The 16089-nt window shown below is 65.6% G+C and carries 18 protein-coding genes and 1 pseudogene; 10 read left to right on the top strand and 9 right to left on the bottom strand.

Annotation, left to right across the window (positions count from 1 at the left end):
- From JMF90_RS04060 to JMF90_RS04050, 3 genes and pseudogenes are all read left to right on the top strand, one after another.
- Nucleotides 1–504 (top strand): annotated as a pseudogene (locus JMF90_RS04060) (acetoacetate decarboxylase); the annotation flags it as partial.
- Between the two features lie 43 nt (nt 505–547).
- Nucleotides 548–1798: a trans-acting enoyl reductase family protein gene (locus JMF90_RS04055; RefSeq protein ID WP_054928582.1), complete on the top strand. Its 1251-nt coding sequence runs from the start codon at nt 548–550 to the stop codon at nt 1796–1798.
- Nucleotides 1799–1921: 123 nt separating this feature from the next.
- Nucleotides 1922–2401, top strand: a complete 480-nt coding sequence (locus tag JMF90_RS04050) for a MerR family transcriptional regulator (RefSeq protein WP_197285618.1) — start codon at nt 1922–1924, stop codon at nt 2399–2401.
- Here the strand turns inward: JMF90_RS04050 and JMF90_RS04045 are convergent.
- Together JMF90_RS04045 and JMF90_RS04040 are read right to left on the bottom strand one after the other, a co-directional pair.
- Nucleotides 2398–3105, bottom strand: a complete 708-nt coding sequence (locus JMF90_RS04045) for a type 1 glutamine amidotransferase domain-containing protein (RefSeq protein ID WP_054928584.1) — start codon at nt 3103–3105, stop codon at nt 2398–2400. The genes JMF90_RS04050 and JMF90_RS04045 overlap by 4 nt on opposite strands.
- Nucleotides 3106–3237: 132 nt before the next feature.
- Nucleotides 3238–3891 (bottom strand): TetR/AcrR family transcriptional regulator, encoded by a 654-nt coding sequence (locus JMF90_RS04040; RefSeq protein ID WP_011549225.1) that lies wholly within the window; start codon nt 3889–3891, stop codon nt 3238–3240.
- Between the two features lie 99 nt (nt 3892–3990).
- Between JMF90_RS04040 and JMF90_RS04035 the strand changes: the two genes are divergently transcribed.
- Nucleotides 3991–5466, top strand: coding sequence for a coniferyl aldehyde dehydrogenase (locus tag JMF90_RS04035; protein WP_054928585.1), 1476 nt, complete (start codon nt 3991–3993; stop codon nt 5464–5466).
- 52 nt (nt 5467–5518) lie between these two features.
- Here JMF90_RS04035 and JMF90_RS04030 read toward each other — a convergent pair whose 3' ends face one another.
- Nucleotides 5519–6397 (bottom strand): LysR substrate-binding domain-containing protein, encoded by an 879-nt coding sequence (locus JMF90_RS04030; RefSeq protein WP_054928586.1) that lies wholly within the window; start codon nt 6395–6397, stop codon nt 5519–5521.
- 132 nt (nt 6398–6529) lie between these two features.
- Between JMF90_RS04030 and JMF90_RS04025 the strand changes: the two genes are divergently transcribed.
- Nucleotides 6530–7162: an FMN-dependent NADH-azoreductase gene (locus JMF90_RS04025; protein ID WP_054928587.1), complete on the top strand. Its 633-nt coding sequence runs from the start codon at nt 6530–6532 to the stop codon at nt 7160–7162.
- A gap of 77 nt (nt 7163–7239) precedes the next feature.
- Here the strand turns inward: JMF90_RS04025 and JMF90_RS04020 are convergent, their stop codons facing one another.
- Complete coding sequence (locus JMF90_RS04020; RefSeq protein WP_053525852.1) at nt 7240–7857, bottom strand: LysE family translocator; 618 nt, start codon at nt 7855–7857, stop codon at nt 7240–7242.
- A 66-nt stretch (nt 7858–7923) separates the two neighbouring features.
- On the opposite strand from JMF90_RS04020, the gene JMF90_RS04015 reads away from it, so the two are divergent.
- Nucleotides 7924–8847 (top strand): LysR family transcriptional regulator, encoded by a 924-nt coding sequence (locus JMF90_RS04015; RefSeq protein WP_054928588.1) that lies wholly within the window; start codon nt 7924–7926, stop codon nt 8845–8847.
- A gap of 434 nt (nt 8848–9281) precedes the next feature.
- Nucleotides 9282–9614, top strand: coding sequence for a cupin domain-containing protein (locus JMF90_RS04010; protein WP_011549219.1), 333 nt, complete (start codon nt 9282–9284; stop codon nt 9612–9614).
- A 172-nt stretch (nt 9615–9786) separates the two neighbouring features.
- On the opposite strand, the gene JMF90_RS04005 is transcribed toward JMF90_RS04010, so the two are convergent.
- Nucleotides 9787–10086 carry an H-NS family nucleoid-associated regulatory protein gene (locus JMF90_RS04005; RefSeq protein ID WP_006481154.1) on the bottom strand — a complete coding sequence of 100 codons (300 nt, stop codon included), beginning with the start codon at nt 10084–10086 and terminating at the stop codon, nt 9787–9789.
- A 227-nt stretch (nt 10087–10313) separates the two neighbouring features.
- On the opposite strand from JMF90_RS04005, the gene JMF90_RS04000 reads away from it, so the two are divergent.
- Nucleotides 10314–10802 carry a RidA family protein gene (locus JMF90_RS04000; protein WP_011549218.1) on the top strand — a complete coding sequence of 163 codons (489 nt, stop codon included), beginning with the start codon at nt 10314–10316 and terminating at the stop codon, nt 10800–10802.
- Between the two features lie 42 nt (nt 10803–10844).
- On the opposite strand, the gene JMF90_RS03995 is transcribed toward JMF90_RS04000, so the two are convergent.
- Both JMF90_RS03995 and JMF90_RS03990 read right to left on the bottom strand, forming a co-directional pair.
- Nucleotides 10845–11834 (bottom strand): AraC family transcriptional regulator, encoded by a 990-nt coding sequence (locus JMF90_RS03995; RefSeq protein WP_054928589.1) that lies wholly within the window; start codon nt 11832–11834, stop codon nt 10845–10847.
- Entirely contained in the window at nt 11831–12889 is a 1059-nt protein-coding gene (locus JMF90_RS03990) for an NAD-dependent epimerase/dehydratase family protein (protein ID WP_171984352.1), read from the bottom strand. The genes JMF90_RS03995 and JMF90_RS03990 overlap by 4 nt, the downstream gene beginning before the upstream one ends.
- A gap of 507 nt (nt 12890–13396) precedes the next feature.
- Here JMF90_RS03990 and JMF90_RS03985 point away from each other — a divergent pair.
- Both JMF90_RS03985 and JMF90_RS03980 read left to right on the top strand, forming a co-directional pair.
- Nucleotides 13397–13648 carry a hypothetical protein gene (locus tag JMF90_RS03985; protein ID WP_027805970.1) on the top strand — a complete coding sequence of 84 codons (252 nt, stop codon included), beginning with the start codon at nt 13397–13399 and terminating at the stop codon, nt 13646–13648.
- A gap of 293 nt (nt 13649–13941) precedes the next feature.
- A complete protein-coding gene (locus JMF90_RS03980) occupies nt 13942–15033 on the top strand; it encodes a LuxR family transcriptional regulator (protein WP_011549214.1) in 1092 nt (363 codons plus the stop codon).
- Between the two features lie 35 nt (nt 15034–15068).
- Here JMF90_RS03980 and JMF90_RS39970 read toward each other — a convergent pair whose 3' ends face one another.
- On the bottom strand, nt 15069–15263 hold the full coding sequence (locus JMF90_RS39970) for a hypothetical protein (protein WP_034192205.1): 195 nt from the start codon (nt 15261–15263) through the stop codon (nt 15069–15071).
- Between the two features lie 90 nt (nt 15264–15353).
- A partial coding sequence (locus tag JMF90_RS03975; RefSeq protein WP_236597942.1) for a glycosyl hydrolase family 28 protein occupies nt 15354–16089 on the bottom strand: 736 nt, incomplete at its 5' end.

Here is a 16089-nt window from a genome sequence, read left to right as displayed (position 1 = left end):
GCGCTCGAGCTGATCGACTCGATGCGGCGCCGGAGTTTCTTCGCGCACGTGCTGGCGTTGCCGGTCACGACTGAAATCGCACGGGTGCGTGGTGTACACGGTTATCAGTTGCCGAAATGGCTCGCGGATATCGACGTGGACATCGGCGCCACGGCGCGCGCACGTATCGCTGGCCCGGGCGGCCGGCCGGATTTGAGCCTGAGCGTGCCGCTGCCGGCGCTGACGCAAGTTCCGTCGCAATCGCACATGGGCACCACGACGATGATCAATCGCATCGACGGTGAATGGCACCAGTCGTCGGTGCAGACCAACATGCTGTCGTTCGCGCAGCGCCTGTTGCCGCGCAACGTCGAGCTGGTGCGGCACGGCGGCCCGCTGAGCCAGTTGCTCGACGGACTCGGTGCATCCACGATCATGCGTCTCGACGTGGTCGAGGATGCGCAACTGGTGCTGAATCTGCCGACGCCGTTGACGGCCTTCGATGAACCCCGAAAGCCACGCTAACGATACGGCTGCGTGCGACGTGCGCGCGCCGAAGGAGTCATCCATGCCGCAACCGAGCTACGATCTCGTCGTATTCGGCGCCACCAGTTTCGTCGGGCAGATTCTGGCCCGCTATCTGTCCGACTATCTGTCCGGCGCGGGTGCTGGCGAGACGCTGCGCTGGGCGATCGCGGGACGGTCCGACGCAAAGCTCAGGCAAGTTCGGGATACGCTCGGCGCGGCCGGGCAGTCGGTGCCGATCCTCGTCGCCGACGCGGCCGACGAAGCGCAGCTACGGGCGCTGTGCGCGCAAACGCAGGTGGTGGTGTCCACCGTCGGTCCCTACGCGTTGTACGGCGAGCCGCTGGTCAGGGTCTGCGCGCAGACCGGCACTGATTATTGCGATCTCACCGGCGAGACGCAGTGGATCAGACGAATGATCGACAAGTACGAGCCCGCGGCCCGGCAATCGGGCGCGCGCATCGTGCATTGCTGCGGCTTCGATTCGGTGCCGTCCGACATGGGCGTGTTCTTCCTGCAGCAACAGGCGCGGCAGCAGTGGAGTGTGCCGGCCACTCACGTGAAGATGCGCGTCAAGACGCTGAAGGGCGGGGCGTCGGGCGGTACCGTGGCCAGCGTGATCAACGTCGTGCGCGAAGCGGCGGCCGATCCGGCATTGCGCCGGGCACTCCTCGATCCTTATTCGCTGTGCCCGCCAGGACATGGCTTCACGGTGCGGCAGCATGCGGTTCGATCCGCCGAATTCGATCGCGACTGCGATGCGTGGATCGCACCGTTCGTGATGGCGGCGATCAACGAGCGCGTCGTGCACCGCTCCAATGCGCTGGCAGGCAATGCATACGGCAGCCGCTTCACCTATGACGAAGCCGTGATGACGGGCACGGGCCTGAAGGGGCGCGTGACCGCGTTGACGATGGTGGCGGGCCTCGGTGCATTCATGGTGGGCGTCCTCATCGCGCCGGTGCGCGGCCTGATGGAGCGCTTCCTGCTGCCGAAGCCCGGCGAGGGGCCGAGCGTCGACGCGCAGCAGGCCGGCCGCTACGATTTGCGCTTTTTCGGCCGCGCCGACGACGGGCGCACCTTGCGTGTGAAAGTCACCGGCGATCGCGATCCGGGCTATGGCTCCACCGGCAAGATGCTCGGCCAGGCTGCGATCAGTCTCGCGCTCGATGGCAGCCGTGACGGTGTGAAGACCGGGCGCGGTGGCGGTTTCTGGACGCCCGCGACGATGTTCGACCAGCGTTTTATCGACCGTCTCGTTCGCCACGCGGGCTTGCGTTTCGAGGTGATCTGAGCGCGAATCCGGTCATCGGGCAGGTAACGATAAATATCGGATAGCGAATCAACGTGAGGAGAGTGCTGGCTGTCGCGGTGGGGATGAATGGCCGGATCCGTTCCGGCCGGGGAGTATCGGGACATGAAGATCGGGGAACTGGCGCAACGCACCGGAATTACGCCTTCTCGCATCCGTTTCTACGAACGCATCGGCTTGTTGACGCTGGTCGAACGCGAAGCGAACGGCTATCGCACGTATCCGCAGGAAGCGGTGACGGTGCTCGATCTGATCACGGCGGCGCAGAGGGCGGACTTCAGTCTGGACGAGATTCGCACGCTGGTGCCGTCCGACCTGACGCAGTGGCAATGCGGACCGTTGCTGGATGCACTGTGCCGCAAGGTGCGGGACATCGAGGCGCTGGAGGTGCGGCTCGCGCGCAGCAAGGCGCACGTCGTCGCACTGATCGCCGGACTCGGCGCGAAACCCGATACGGTCGATCGTGCGGCCCGCGCGAAAGGACCGCTGTCGCGAATCCGGTCGGAGCATGCGGCGCACCCGGGCGATGCCGTCGCTGCCGACACCGGCGACGAACCGGTGCCGCGCCGGACGACCGGCCGTTAGACGTGCGCCGGCGCGCCGAGTGACAGCAGCGCGACGACCTGTTCGGCCGTTGCCTTTGCCGATTGCGGATTCTGGCCGGTCACGATGCGGCCGTCGACGACGACGTTCGACGTGAACGGCAGCAGCGCCTTCTCATAGCGCGCGCCACGCTCCCGCATCTGCTGTTCGACGTTGTACGGCACCTTCTTCGCGACGCCGGCCAGGATTTCCTCCACCCACGAGTAGCCGGTGATCCGGCGCCCGGCGACCAGCAGCGAACCGTTCGACAGCTTCGTATTCAGCAACCCGCAGTAGCCGTGGCAGACCGACGACACGATGCCACCGTGCTCGTAGATCTCGCGCGTGAGCCGTTGCAGTCCCGCATCGTCCGGGTAGTCCCACATCACCGCATGGCCGCCAGTGAAGTAAATCGCGTCGAACCCGGCCGGATCGATCCCGTCCGGGCGCGCGGTGTGCGCGAGCAGCGCCGCGTTCGCCTTGTCGGCGCGCCATGCCTTCGACGCGGCGTCGGCGTGCGGCCATTTGAGCGAGCGCGGTTCCAGTGGTGACACGCCGCCTTTCGGGCTCACGAGCTGCTGCTCATAGCCTCTTGCCGCGAAGATGTGATGGGCATGGGTGAGTTCCGACAGCCACAGGCCGGTCGGTTGCGACGGATCGGCGTAGTGCGCGACATTGCTGACGACGTGAAGGATGCGCTTGCTCATGATGCGGTTTCCTGGTGACCGGCCACGGGCGAACGTCTTCGACGCGCCGCCTGATTGTCGGATGGCAGTACACATACCCATGGCCTCGATACGCTGCCGAGGCAAACCATAACCTTCAAGTGAAGTTAAAGGTCAAGACTTTTTCGCCTTGGTCGCCCGCGGGCGCTTCTCAGGCAGCACGAGTCCGTCCAGCAACGTCGTCAGCGCATCTTCGATCGCGTGATCGCCGACCTTCTCGCGCACCAGCCGCCGGTCGATCGCGAGCATCGTCAGGCCATGGAGGTGGGCCCAGCACGCGGTTGCCTGACCCAGCGCCGGGCGCGGGCGAATCGTGCCGGCACGCTGCCCGTGTTCGAGGATCTCGACGACCAGCAGGAAGGGTGCCTGCACGCGCGGGTCGAGATGGATATCCGAAGGCTCTCCCGCGTCCGCGGCAAACATCAGGCGATACAGATCCGGGTTGCGTTGCCCGAACGCGAGATGGGCATGGGCGAGCGCCAGCAGGACATCCGGTGCATCGGCCGAGGGATCGACGGACGCGACGAGATCGTCGTGCAGGCGATCGAAACCGATCAGCGCGAGCTCGTGCAGCAGCGCGGCCTTGTCCGGGAAATGCCGGTACGGCGCGGAGTGGCTGACGTTCGCGCGCCGCGCGATTTCGCGCAACGTGAACTGCCAGCCCTGTTGTTCCTGCAGCGTATCGAGCGCCGTTTCGATGATCGCGCGACGCAGATCCCCGTGGTGATAAGTCTTTTGTCCGGCATCCGCATCCTCATCCAACGACATCGTATTGCCCCTATGTTGACAAGGAACACATTGTGGTCCTATGATCCGTCGCAGGCAAGTTGACAGTGTCTACATTGACGCAACCTCGTGAGGTGCACCATGGCCGTCCCCGCAGAATCCCCTTCGAGCATCGATCCAGCGGCATTGCTGGCCCGCCAGCGCAGCGCGTTCGTCGCCGAGGGGCCGCCGAGCCTGCAACTGCGCAAGGCGCGGCTCGCGCGATTGCGGGCCGTGGTGCTGGCCCACCGCCGCGACGTGGAAGAGGCGGTCAGCGCCGATTTCGGCCATCGCTCGCGCCATGAAACCGCGATCATGGAACTGGTCGGCGTGATCCAGGCGATCGATTACCTGACGCGCAACCTGCGTCGCTTCATGAAGCCGCAGCGCCGGCACGTCGGCCTCTTCTATCGCCCCGGGCAGGCTCACGTGGAATACCAGCCGCTGGGCGTGATCGGCGTGATGGCGCCGTGGAATTACCCGTTCGCGCTGACGTTCATTCCGCTGGCGACCGCGCTGGCCGCCGGCAACCGGGCGATGCTCAAGCCGTCGGAGCTGACGCCGCGCACCAGCGAAGTGATGCGCCGCATGCTTGCCGATACCTTCCCGAGCGAGGAAGTCGCTGTCGTGCTCGGCGGCCCGGACGTCGGCGCCGCGTTCAGCGGGTTACCGTTCGATCATCTGCTGTTTACCGGCAGCACGCAGGTGGGCCGCCAGGTCATGAAGGCAGCGAGCGACAATCTCGTGCCGGTCACGCTCGAACTGGGCGGTAAGAGCCCGGCGATCGTCGCAAGGGGGCACGTCGACGGCCGCACGATGTCGAGCATCGTGTTCGGCAAGCTGTCGAACGGCGGACAGACGTGCGTGGCGCCCGACTATGCGCTGGTGCACGAAGACGATCTGGACGCGTTCGTCGCGCAATACGACGCGGCCGTCGCGCGTTTCTATCCGGACGGGCCGACCAGCCCGGACTACACGTCGATCGTCAGCGACCGGCATTACGACCGCCTGAAAGGCCTCGTCGACGAAGCGCGCAGCCGCGGGGCGCGGGTGATCGAGGCGGGCGTGAATCCGCAAGGCGCGGCGACCCGCAAGCGGACGCTCGCGCCGACGCTGATCGTCGGCGCGGCCGACGACACGGCCGTCATGCGCGAAGAGATCTTCGGGCCGATCCTGCCGGTGCGCACGTATCGCACGATCGACGAGGTCGTCGATTACGTGAACGCGCGGCCGCGGCCGCTGGCGCTGTATTACTTCGGTGCGCGGGATGGCGACTGCGAGACGTTGCTCAAGCGGACCACGTCGGGCAACGTCGGCATCAACAACACGGTCCTGCACGTCGCGCAGGAAGACTTGCCGTTCGGCGGCGTCGGGCCGAGCGGGATGGGCGCGTATCACGGTATCGAGGGATTCCGCGCGATGAGTCATGCGAAGGGCGTGTTCGTGCAGGGGCGCTGGAGTTTGCCGAGCCTGCTGCGCGCGCCGTTCGGCAAGCTCGCGGACATGTCGCTGGCGGCGCTGCTCGGGCGGAGCCGGGAGCCGGCCGGCGGACGTATCGAATGGAGTGCGAAGCGTTGAGCGAGGCGGGGCGCCGGGCGTGCCCCGCGGGTATCTTCGCGGGCGCTACCCGCTACGCACGGCCGCGCTTGCCCGCGCCCGTGCGGGCAGCGGTCTCGTCCAGAATCATCGCGGCGAATTCGGCGGCCGCCGGCATCCGCGCGTCGTGCATCATCACGAGTTCCATCGCCGGCAATTCCGGCAAGCCTTCGGGCAAACCCAATTCGCGAAGCGTGTCGTCGATCGCGCTGCGCGGCACCGGCGCGATCGCGATGCCGGCCCGCGCGAAGGTGCGGATGCCGGTCACGCTCGGGCTTTCGCACGCGATCCGGTAGCGCATGCCGGCCAGCGCGAGCGCCTTGATGGCGGCGCCGCGGTACGGGCACGGATCGGGGAAGCACGCGAGCGGCACGTCGCCTTCCGGAAGCGGCTCGTGACGCGCGAACGCCCAGACGAGCGGTTCCTGCCACAACGTCGCGCCGTGGCCCGCGTGCGAGCACCGGCTGCCGATCACGAGATCGAATTCGCCGTTGGCGTGCCGTTGAAACAGGCTGTCGCCGATGTCGACGACCAGATCCAGCCGCAGGCCGCGCCGCGCGGCGCCATGGCGGCGCATCAGGTCCGGCAGCCAGCCAGTTGCGAAGTCCTCCGATACACCGATCCGCAGCTTGACGTCGATGGCGTCCCCCGTTCCCAGCCTGGCGCGCGCTTCCTCGCTCAGATTGAGCATCGCACGCGCGTAGCCGAGCAGCGTCTCGCCATGCGCGGTGAGCGTGACGCTGCGCGTGTTGCGCGCGAGCAGCGCCTGGCCGACCTGCTCCTCGAGACGAACGATCTGCGCGCTGACTGCGGACTGGCTGAGGTTCAGCCGGCGCCCGGCGCCGGTGAAGCTGCGCACGTCGGCGACCGCAACGAACGTATGAAGCAGCGCCGTGTCGAGGGGAGCGTTCATTCATCACCAATCCGGGTTAATTTGATCAATTAATATCGTTTCCGGATTATAGGCCGACCCGCTAGGCTGCGAAGGGCAGTGGGCGAGCGCGCATCCCGCGCGCCGTCGTCACGCTTGGCAAGGATCGGCGCCATGACACACGTGCTCTATATCGAAGGCTCACCCAACAAGGCCTATTCGGCGTCCATCGAGGTGTGCGGTGCGTTTCTCGACGCGTACCGGCACGCCCATCCCGATCACGAGATCCGGAAGCTCGACATCTGGGATCTGACGATGCCCGAATTCGATGGCGCCGCGCTGGCCGCGAAATATGCCGGACTGAGCGGCACGGCGTTGACGCAGGAGCAGGCGGCTGCGTGGCAGCAGATCGAGCGGCTCGCGGCGCCGTTCCACGAAGCGGACAAGTTCCTGTTCGGCGTGCCGCTGTGGAATTTCAGCATTCCGTACAAGCTCAAGCACCTGATCGACGTGATCTCGCAGAAGGACGTGCTGTTCACGTTCGACGGAACGGGTTTCACCGGCAAGCTGGCCGGTAAAAAGGCGGCGGTGGTCTACGCGCGCGGGCTCGCCTATCAGTCGCCGGGGTCGTTTACGCCGGCCGCCGAGTTCGATCTGCAGCGCCCTTACATGGAAACGTGGCTCAAGTTCGTGGGCGTGACGGACATCACGGGGATCGTCGTCGAGCGCACGTTGTTCGGCCCGGACGGGAAGGTCGACCGGAGTCGGGCGATCGACGAGGCACGAACGATCGCACGGACGTTCTGAGGTTGGTGGCGCGGGGCACCCGGCGCAGGGCACCTGGCGCGGGGCACCCGCCGCCGCGCGTCCGTACGGGTCGGGCGTCAGCGCCCGCCGCGTGCGATGGCGAGCGCGACGCCGAAGCCCACCAGCAGGCAGCCGAACGTGCGATCGATCCAGTGTCGCAGCGACAGCAGCCGATCGCGGACAGCCGTGGCCGAGAAACACATCGCGACGAGGCTGAACCAGCCGGCATGTGCGGCCGCGATGAACGCGCCGTAGCCGAGTTGCACGATCAACGGCGTGTCGGGCCGGACGGCCTGCATGAACAGGCTGACGATGAACACCGTGGTTTTGGGATTCAGCGCGTTGGTCAGGAAGCCCGTGCGCAGCGCGGCGAGATCCGACAGCGCCGCCACGCGGCTGTCGGCTTGCACGCCGCCGGATTTCGTCATGAGCATCTTCGCACCGAGGTAGATCAGGTAGATCGCGCCGATCAGCTTGACGGCATTGAAGAGCCACGGCGACTGACGGATCAGCAGCCCGACGCCCAGCAGCGTGTAGCTCACGTGGACGGTTACACCGAGCCCGATCCCGCATGCAGTGAGCACGCCGGAACGACGCGACAGCATCAGGCTGTTGCGCGTGACCATCGCGAAATCCGGCCCCGGGCTGATGACGGCCAGCAGCGTAATGGTGACTACGACTATCCATTCGGTCATACGTTTCTCCTACGCTGGATGGGTTGATGGCACAATCCTATCGATCGTGCTTCACTAGGAAAAACGATGATTTCTGACCAGAATGGTGAGTTCGAATCACAATCGATTCGGACGAACCTGCCGTCGCTGATGGCGCTGCGTTGTTTCGACGCGGCGGCGCGTCACGAGAATTTCAGTCGCGCGGCCGACGAGCTGTGCCTGACCCACGGCGCGGTCAGCCGCGCGGTGCGTCTGCTCGAGGACGATCTCGGCGTGGCGCTGTTCGAGCGGCGCAGTCGTCGCGTGTTCCTGACCGAGGCAGGCCGCACACTCGCCCGGGCCGTCCATGATGGACTGGACCTGATGCGTCACGCCGCCCACGCGTTGCGCACCGAGGCCGCCCGTGCGCGGCGTTCGGTCCTGTCGTGCGAGCCGACGCTACTGATGCGCTGGCTGATCCCGCGCTGGCCGGATTTCCAGGCGCGGCATGCGGGCGTCGATATCCATCTGGCCGCCGCGGGCGGCCCGTTCTCGTTCGACAGCGGTATCGACATGGCGATACGTCGCAACGATTTCGCGTGGCCGGCGGGGTATCACGCCGAGCATCTGTTCGCCGAGCGGGTGGGGCCGGTTTGCCGGCCGGACAAGGTCGGTGCGTGGTTTGCATCGCGGCGCGGCGGCCGCGCGTTGAGGCCCGACGCCGCGCTGCTGCATACGCGAACCCGGCCGGACGCATGGAACGCGTGGGCGGCGGCGTCGAATCAGCCGGCCGCGAACGGGCGCGGGCAGCGGTTCGATCACTTCTACTTCAGTCTGCAGGCGGCCGTTGCGGGGTTGGGCGTCGCGATCGGGCCGTGGCATCTGGTGCGCGACGACATCGAAAGCGGTGTGCTGGTCGCGCCAATGGGGTTCGTCGAGGATGGATCGGATTACTACCTGTTGACGTCGGCGCCGGTGGCGGAAGGAAGTGCGCAGGCGGCGTTGCTGGCGTGGTTGAGGGGGCGGGTTTGACGGGGGGCTTTGTCCGCACTCGCATCGATATCAACGACTCATCGGGCAAACGCGACCTCGAATCGAAATAAAGAATGAATGTCCGTGCCGATGCTTGCTCATGCCGGCCTGCGAACGGAAAATGCGTCGATCGACGCGTGCTCGCCAGCCCGTTATTTGCGTGAAGAGCTTGGTCCGACGCTGCGGACGCCGGCGGGATGTCGGCCGGCTTTTACCGAAATGGCGCGCTATGGCGCGCGCGTCGCTAAAAGAATGTCGCGATGTACTTTATCGCGCCAATGAATGAGCGTCGGTAAAGTTGCACCCGCTCTTCATCTTTTTATCAGACATTTGACGACGTCCGTGCAGACCAGCGCAATGTCAGGCTGATGCGACCATTCCCGTCGTCTTTAAAGCCGCAGCATTTACCCGAAGATCAACGACGAGGCGAAGCCATGCAACTTCAAACCGGTAATTTATTCAGCGTCGACGGGCGGCGCGGCGGCGACGAGCGAATTGACCTGCTCGTGACGAGCCCGCGCGTGAACGTCGAGCGAATCGTATCGATGGGCCATGCGAGCCCGGACGGGTTCTGGTATGACGACGCGCGGGCCGAATGGGTCGTGTTGCTGTCCGGCGCGGCCGTGCTCGAATTCGAAGAAGATGCAACGCGGCTCGATATGCGCGCGGGAGATTACGTGCTGATCGAGCCGCATTGCCGTCATCGTGTCGCGTGGACGCATGACGAAGTGCAAACCGTCTGGCTTGCCGTCTATTACGAACGCTGAAGAAAGGATTGGCTTGCGGTGCGATTGGCCGATTGGCCGATGCGCGACACGCCGATCGGGCAAGACCTCGTCAACCGGAGCGGCGTCGGAAACCCGCCGGTATCGATGCGCCAATCAATGCCCAAATCGCCGGACGGCGCGTTGAATCACGCGCCGGCCCATGCCGGGATGCTTATTCCTGAATCAGGAATCGATTGCGGTTCTTCGCATCCTTGATCCATGCGGGCGCGCGACCGCGGCCCGACCAGGTCGCCCCGGTCTTCGGATCGCGATACTTTGCCTGCACGGGGGCGCCCGCTTGTTTGGCCGGCCGACCACGGCGTGTACCGAAAATGTCTTTTTCGGTAATGCCGTATTCCGCGACTTTTGTGCGGATGTCGTCGACGACCGCCTGGAATTCAGCGGCGCGCGCGGCTTCGGCTTTCTCGGCCAAAGCGTCCATTTGAGCCTTCAGTTCCTTGTAAGTTGCCATATATCACTCTTCAGGTTTGTGTCCATACATGATAGCGGTTTCAACCGAAATGATGAAGAAAATTGCTGAGACGGTGAATTCCATTGCCGATATGGCAATCCGCGACTGCTTCGAACACCTGAGAAGTGGTTTGACTGGATCGTTCGTGACCGATCTTTTCGTGCGGGACAAGCTTCGGAGACTCAATTATTCTTTATCTTTTTTCAGAGGGATTGGGGAATTCACTGATGAACAGGGATGACAAACTGAAACAGGTCGCAGCCGAATTCGGATTCGATCCGGACGAAACGATCAGGATCGGCGGAAAGTACACGCCCGTTCTGGTCGACGGAAGCACGGCCTACATTGCCGGCCAGGTGCCGCGAATCGGTGAAGTCGTGCATTTCGTCGGCATCGTGGGCGAATCCGTTTCGCTGGACGATGGCCGCCGGGCAGCCGGTATCTCGGCGCTGCGCGCGTTGTCGCTGATCCGCAAGCATTGCGGCACGCTCGATGCGATCGCGACGGTACCGCGCATGACCGTGTACGTGCGAAGCGCGCCCGACTTCACGATGCAGAGCGAAGTGGCCGACGGCGCGTCGGACGTGTTGGTCGCGGTGCTCGGCGACGCCGGCATCCATACGCGTTCGTCGGTCGGCGTGCTGCAATTGCCGAAGGGCGCGTCGGTCGAAGCCGATTTCATTTTCGGCTTGAAGCGCAGCGGCACGCCCGGCTGATATGGAATGGCCGGATAGACAGGGCGGGCCGCTTCGCGTTGATTAACGCGCCGTGCGTGAACGGGCGGCTTCGGGCGTCATTCCGGTCCATTCATTGAATGCGCGGAAGAACGAATTCGGGTCCTGGTAGCCGAGCAGGAAAGCGATCTGGCTGTAGGGCAGGTCCGAGCGATCGAGGTAATGCCACGCGAGCTTCTCGCGGACTTCCGCGAGCAGGGTCTTGAAGTTCGCGCCTTCGTCGCCGAGCCGCCGCTGCAGCGTCCGTTTGCTGATCGCAAGCGTTTGCGCGACGCCGTCCGCGGTGGCGAGCCCGCCCGGAATCAATTCGAGCAGCGCCGCGCGCACGCGCTCGACGATGCCGGCCTCGGCCGACAGTGCGTCGAGGCGGCGGCGCAGGTCGGGTTCGAAAATCTGCCACATCGCATGGTTCGCGGTGACGAACGGACGCCGCGCATCCTGCAGCGTCACGCTCACGGAAGGCGCATCGCCGTACTGCGGCGTCACGCCGAAAAAGCGCGCATAGCCGGGATGGGGGCTGACGTCGCGCGGCAGCGTGATGGCGCGTGCCGGCAGCTCGGTGCGGGTCGCCAGCCGCGCGAGTTTCACGAAGAAGCCGAGTTCGGCCGCGACCAGCATGCCAGGCGGCGGTACGTCGCGTTCCAGGAAGTCGACGGCGAGGGTGAGCGCATTGACCTCGTGCGACACACGCAACTGCATCGGGCCGATCAGCGGCTTGAACTGGCCGATGCGCCGGATCGCGATCTCCAGATTCGGGCTGCACAACGCGGCGAACAGCGGCGGATCGAAGGTTTCGACGGAGAGCAGATCGAGGATGCGCAGCGCGACGGCCGGCGTATTCGCCATGTCTTCCATCGCGCGCCACAGGCCGAAGTACTCGCGGGTCGTCAACCCGTTCTCGGGGCGCGTGAACAGATCGGCGGGCAACTGCGCGCGCCGCAGCAGTTCGTCGGCGCGCAGGCCAAGGTCGACCATCATGACCTGCCAGCCGGGCGAGATCGCGAAGCGGTTCATCGCCGTAATTGCCCGGTTTCGACGAGCTGCTGAAAGAAGTCGTTCATCGACTCGGCGAGCGGGCGATAGCGCATCCCGAGCTCGTTGCGGCTGCGGCTGTTGTCGGCGCGCCAGGGCAGCCCGATGTTGCGGGCGACCACGCGGCGCGTCACGCTCTTGTTCGCGAGCGGGCCGATCAGCCACACCAGCCACTTCGGCAGGATGCGCCGCGGAATCGGGTAGTCGGCGCCATACCGTTCCAGCAGCGTGGCGGCCATCGCCGGCAGGTTCGTGTCGTGTGCCGACACGATGTAACGGCCGTTGGCGTTCGGCAGGAACGCCGCACGCAGATGCGCATCGGCCACGTCGCGGACATCCACCGCACCCAGGCCGAGATCCGGCACGCCGGCCTTCATCGTGCCGTTGCCCATCTGCCGCACGATTTCGAAGCTTTCCGACGTCGCGTACGGGTTGATGCCGGGCCCGATCACGAGCGACGGGTTGATGGTGACGAGATCCCAGCGTTGCTGCTGGCGGGCGATCTTCCACGCTTCGCGCTCGGCGACCGTCTTCGAATACGAATAGGGCTGGTGGGTCAGCGACGAACTGGTGTTCCAGATTGCTTCGGTGAACACACCGTCTGGCGTCGCGGCGAGGTCCGCGTTGTCGCCGTAGATCGCCGCGCAACTGCTGGTCAGCACGACGCGCCGCACTGACGGCGTGCGGTTGGCCGTCTCGAGTACGTTGCGCGTGCCGAGCAGCGCCGGATCGACCAGCTCCTTCTGCGGATCGCGGACGGTGACGGTGAAGGGCGACGCGGTATGGAACACGGTCCCGCAACCGGCCATCGCGTCGGCGTACGACCCGGGTTCGAGCAGGTCCGCGCGGAAATAGCGGAGGGTGCCGGGCTTGCCGGCCGCGATGCGCTGGAGATGCTCGAGCTTGTCAGGGCTGTCGGGGTCGCGGACGGCCGCATGGACCGTCACGCCGGCCTCGAGCAGCCGCTGCACGAGCCAACCGGCGACGTAGCCGGTCGCGCCGGTGACCATGACGGGGAGGTCGGTATCGATATTCATGGGCGGGATTCCGTTGCAGAAGTGATGCGCCATGATGCCGCTTTTTGCGTGCCACTTCACTCGCAAAGCGCGCCAATCGACATGCAAGGGGCGACAGGCACGACGGCCGATTCGTCGGAGGTGAAAGTGAGCGGAGCGCCGGAATCGTCGCCATCGTGTTGCCGGACAACAATGGTCCGTCGCGCCGTCGCGCCCGCTTGCGTTTTTCGCCCTCGTCGTTTCCGGCAACGATTCCCCGACCCATATCGGCCGGCATCCCCACTTTTGGGGATGCCGTCGCCGAGCGGTACGCCTACGATGATCTACAAGGCGCCGGGGACCGGATATCACCAGAACAATCGAACAGGCCTGTCGTTGCGTGTCGATCGCTGTAAGCGTTCGCACAGTCGATTGACACGGTCGTCGCGTACGCTGATGTGCAGGTCCGCAGTGCGTCGTTGGCGCCGCGGCCGACGGCGCGTTGATGACGGAAGGCCTGATGTCGTATTTCGGGGAATTTCAATCAATATGCTCGCACGAGACTACGTAGAACGAGAGCTCTCCCATATCCAGCGCATGGTGGCGCTGCTGGACAGCGAGACGGACGTCGACGATGTATCGATGTCGGGCGCGGGGCGCGTCCGGCATCCGAGATACTGGCGCGGACGTATCGAGGAACTGCTGTCGACGCCCGACGTGCCGCGTCACGTCAGGAAGCTGAGCGAAGCCGTGCTCGCGAAGATCGACCAGATGGAAGCGCGGTTCTTGACGATGAAGTAAGTGCATCGTCGGGGCGGGTACCGAACCGCGTTTCATCGCGTCGCATCCAGCCTCGAACCCCTCTACCTGCGACAAGATTTCGTTCCGCGCGACCCGCGCCGCAGGCGCCATCGGCCGTCTGCATCACCACCGATTCCACGCCCGCCGTGTCAAAAACCACCATTACGTCTGACGAGAAACGGTGACAAACGTGGTATTTCGGCCAAATCCGCATCGGCAATTTGAACAATCAGACCGATTGAGTAAGATGCCCGAACGGCGTTCGACAAAAACGCACGGCGCGGGGTGGCCAGATGCAGATGAACGGATTGATTCCCTCGGCATGGATCGATGACGTCTACGCTGCGGCACTGGGCGATCAACGGTGGGAAGCGGTGCTGGACGGGCTGCGTCTGACGGTCGGCACGCGCATGGCCACACTGCTGTCGTTCGACGACGCGGCGCGGATGCCGGCAATCGAGCGGGCAGCCGGCGACGATCCGTCATGGGTCGCCGCATGCCACCACCGCTACAACACCGAGTTCTACCTGTACGACCCGGTCGTGCCGGTTGCCGCCGACTGGCCGGCAGGGCGCTGGTTCGAGGACGTCAAGCACCTGTCGGTGCGGCAGCGTACACATGGCGTGTTCTATCGGGAATTCATGCATCCGTTCGGGCTCGGCGGCATCTCGGGCCTGTACATCCATCGCGGCGAGGGCGCCGGCGCTTTCCTCAGCGTACAGAGCGGCCCGGAATCGCACGGGTTGTCCGACGCGCAGCGCCGCACCATCGAAATCATGGGCGGCCACATCAGTCGCGCGCTGCGCATCCATGCGCGCATCGGCGAACTCGAAGCGCGCGTGGCTGCTGCGGAGTCGGCGCTTGATGCGGTGCCGGTGCCCGTGTTCCTGCTCGGCCCGCGGCGCGAACTGCGCTATACGAACCGCGCGGCCGATCAGCTGATCGCCGCCGAACCGGCGCTGCGGATCGTCAACGGCCGTTTCGCGCCGGAAGGCTGCGTCGATGACACGCAATGGCGGTACGCGTTCGCGCGCGGCGGGCTATTGCTGCGGCGTACGACGGGCGAGCCGCTGCCGCTTGCGCTGATCCCCGTTCCCGAACAGTCGCGCCTCGCGCGCGAACGGCCCGGCGTCGCGGCGCTGATGACGGCCGCGGACCTGCGTGCGCCGTCGGCGCGCGCGCAACGCTTGCGGGTGTTCTACGGGTTGTCGTCGGCGGAAGCCGAGCTGGCCGTGCTGCTGTGCTGCGACGGACGCTCGCCGCAGGAGTGCGCGGCGCTGCGCGGCGTGTCGATCGGCACGGTCCGCGCGCAGATCAAGTCGATCTACACGAAGACGGACGTGGCGCGCGCCGCGCAACTGACGTCGCTGGTCATGCAGACCTGAGCGCGCGACGCACGCCGGTGCGGCGGCCTTTTTACCTATCCGCCGCCGATTCCCTGCAGTATCTTGCCGGTCCCGCCGCAGACGGTGCAGGGCTGGCCCTCCACCCTGCCGGTGCCGCGGCAGACGCGGCACGTGTCCTCGCCGATGCCCGGCGCGCCTGCGGGGCCTTCGTCGCCGGCGTTCGGCGGGGTAGCCGGGTCGGGGTACGCTGATGGTTTCGTGGTCGACATCACTGGCTCCTTTTGCGTTGCATGATGTCGCGGCGCGCATCGCACGTGCCTGCCAGGCGGCACGCGCGATGACGATGGAACGACCGCACGCTACAGCGCCGGCGCCCACGTCGACCCGAACGGGTTCGACTGGTCGATGCCCGGGAAGTCGACGAACGCCTTGCTGCAGTCGAGCACGCTGGCCGGGTCGATCGCATGGACCGCCGTACCGTTGACGGCGACCCGGTTCGCGGTCGACGGGAACACCGGCAGGTTCACGTTGCGCAGCGTGAGGTTCGCGTCGGATGCGATCGTCGCGATGCTGTCGGGCGTATCGGCCACCACGTCGGTCAGCGACATCACGAGCGGGAACGCGGGCTCGCCGTAGCCGCCGGTGTTCGCCTCGAACCCCTGCAGCTTCACGCCGGCCGCCCCCTCGATCACGACGTTCGCGAGCGAGATGTCGTGGAAGTTCGGGTACAGCGGGCCGCTCGCGGGCACGGCCTTCGTGCTGTAGTACGGCGTGAACAGCAGCGCGTTCTTCGCGTCGCGGATGCAGATGTTCGCGTAGTGGATGTTGCTCACTTCGCCGCCGCGCGCATAGTCGGACTTGATGCGCAGCCCTTCTTCCGAATCGCGGAACGCATTGTCGTACACCTGAACGTTGGTCACGCCGCCGTTGGTCTCGCTGCCGATCGAGATGCCGTGCCCCCAGTAGATGTGATTGTGCGCGATCACGACGCCCCATTTGCGATCGGCGCGCACGTCGCGATTGCCGTCGATGCCGAACAGCCCGGAGCCGGCGGGCGCCGGATTGTTGCTGCCCTTGAGCGCGATGTCGTCGTCG

The sequence above is a fragment of the Burkholderia sp. E168m23 genome (genome assembly GCF_016586125.1).
Taxonomy (GTDB): domain Bacteria; phylum Pseudomonadota; class Gammaproteobacteria; order Burkholderiales; family Burkholderiaceae; genus Burkholderia; species Burkholderia orbicola.
Note: the sequence above shows the minus strand (reverse complement) of the source record. Positions and strands in the feature narration are given on the sequence as shown.

Excerpts from the sequence above, each read along its gene's own strand:
- JMF90_RS04040 (WP_011549225.1), bottom strand. The coding sequence starts at position 3,891 with ATGTCGTTGGATGAGGATGCGGATGCCGGACAAAAGACTTATCACCAC.
- JMF90_RS04030 (WP_054928586.1), bottom strand. The coding sequence starts at position 6,397 with ATGAACGCTCCCCTCGACACGGCGCTGCTTCATACGTTCGTTGCGGTC.
- JMF90_RS03995 (WP_054928589.1), bottom strand. The coding sequence starts at position 11,834 with ATGAACCGCTTCGCGATCTCGCCCGGCTGGCAGGTCATGATGGTCGAC.
- JMF90_RS03985 (WP_027805970.1), top strand. The coding sequence starts at position 13,397 with ATGCTCGCACGAGACTACGTAGAACGAGAGCTCTCCCATATCCAGCGC.
- JMF90_RS04015 (WP_054928588.1), top strand. The coding sequence starts at position 7,924 with ATGATTTCTGACCAGAATGGTGAGTTCGAATCACAATCGATTCGGACG.
- JMF90_RS04055 (WP_054928582.1), top strand. The coding sequence starts at position 548 with ATGCCGCAACCGAGCTACGATCTCGTCGTATTCGGCGCCACCAGTTTC.
- JMF90_RS04035 (WP_054928585.1), top strand. The coding sequence starts at position 3,991 with ATGGCCGTCCCCGCAGAATCCCCTTCGAGCATCGATCCAGCGGCATTG.
- JMF90_RS04010 (WP_011549219.1), top strand. The coding sequence starts at position 9,282 with ATGCAACTTCAAACCGGTAATTTATTCAGCGTCGACGGGCGGCGCGGC.
- JMF90_RS04045 (WP_054928584.1), bottom strand. The coding sequence starts at position 3,105 with ATGAGCAAGCGCATCCTTCACGTCGTCAGCAATGTCGCGCACTACGCC.
- JMF90_RS03990 (WP_171984352.1), bottom strand. The coding sequence starts at position 12,889 with ATGAATATCGATACCGACCTCCCCGTCATGGTCACCGGCGCGACCGGC.
- JMF90_RS04050 (WP_197285618.1), top strand. The coding sequence starts at position 1,922 with ATGAAGATCGGGGAACTGGCGCAACGCACCGGAATTACGCCTTCTCGC.
- JMF90_RS39970 (WP_034192205.1), bottom strand. The coding sequence starts at position 15,263 with ATGTCGACCACGAAACCATCAGCGTACCCCGACCCGGCTACCCCGCCG.
- JMF90_RS03980 (WP_011549214.1), top strand. The coding sequence starts at position 13,942 with ATGCAGATGAACGGATTGATTCCCTCGGCATGGATCGATGACGTCTAC.
- JMF90_RS04025 (WP_054928587.1), top strand. The coding sequence starts at position 6,530 with ATGACACACGTGCTCTATATCGAAGGCTCACCCAACAAGGCCTATTCG.
- JMF90_RS04000 (WP_011549218.1), top strand. The coding sequence starts at position 10,314 with ATGAACAGGGATGACAAACTGAAACAGGTCGCAGCCGAATTCGGATTC.
- JMF90_RS04020 (WP_053525852.1), bottom strand. The coding sequence starts at position 7,857 with ATGACCGAATGGATAGTCGTAGTCACCATTACGCTGCTGGCCGTCATC.
- JMF90_RS04005 (WP_006481154.1), bottom strand. The coding sequence starts at position 10,086 with ATGGCAACTTACAAGGAACTGAAGGCTCAAATGGACGCTTTGGCCGAG.